This window comes from Campylobacter sp. RM16188 (assembly GCF_012978795.1).
Taxonomy (GTDB): Bacteria; Campylobacterota; Campylobacteria; order Campylobacterales; family Campylobacteraceae; genus Campylobacter_A; species Campylobacter_A canis.
The window spans coordinates 1-843 of sequence record NZ_LIWQ01000039.1 but is presented as its reverse complement, the minus strand read 5'-3'; the positions used below and the strand labels follow the sequence as shown (position 1 = coordinate 843).

At 31.2% G+C, this 843-nt stretch carries 1 pseudogene; it reads left to right on the top strand.

The window, feature by feature from the left end:
- Window positions 1–843 (top strand): annotated as a pseudogene (locus tag CDOM16188_RS11085) (response regulator); the annotation flags it as partial.

Sequence of the window (843 nt, the reverse complement as noted above, 5' to 3'; positions counted from 1 at the left end):
AACAAAGATAGCGGATTTAATAACTTTGCTTATGAAAAGGTAGGATTTGACGGAAAGCTAAAGCTTAGCGAGTTTAATCCTATAATAGAATCAGACACTCCTAAAGATAAAGACTTCTCATATGCAGGATATCAAAGAAGTAGCTTTATGAAGTTTTATAACGATTACAATAAAGAGCTTGATGCTCATACTAAAGATATAGAGTGGCTAAGTAAGAATTTAAAAGATTACGATGTAGAAAACTCAGATGAGCTAATATCTAAACTAAAAGATAGTAAATCATCTTATATGCTTGCCATGGAAAATGAGTTTAAAAAAGCTACGGGATTAGAATTTAGCATATCAAATTTAGAAAAGGTAAAAAGAGCCTTTGAATCAGATAGTAATAAAGCCGCACTGGCATTAAACGATAGCGATAGTGTAATAGCTATGAGAATGAATAGTAACGGAACCATAACCTTAAAATTTGATAGCGGTAGGGAGATAGACGTAAGAGATCTATATACCGATACCGATAAATTAAATACTTCTGGAGATAAAAGAGCAAGCATAAACCTTGAAGCTAAGAATATGAGTAAAGAAGAACTAAACAGCCTTGACTTTGAAACCATAGCTATTAAAAAAGATGATAAATTTATAAGCTTAAAAGAGCTTGGAGCAACAGCGATAAGTAAGATAATAAAAAACAATGAAGTTAGGTTTTTAATACATCTAGCAGATAACAACATAATAAGCTCAAATGAGCTATACAATATCTCATATCTTAACCATACTCTAAATAGCAATTATAAACAGATACAAGAAAAGGATAGATTTTATAAGAGAGTGGATGTGAGGGTGTGA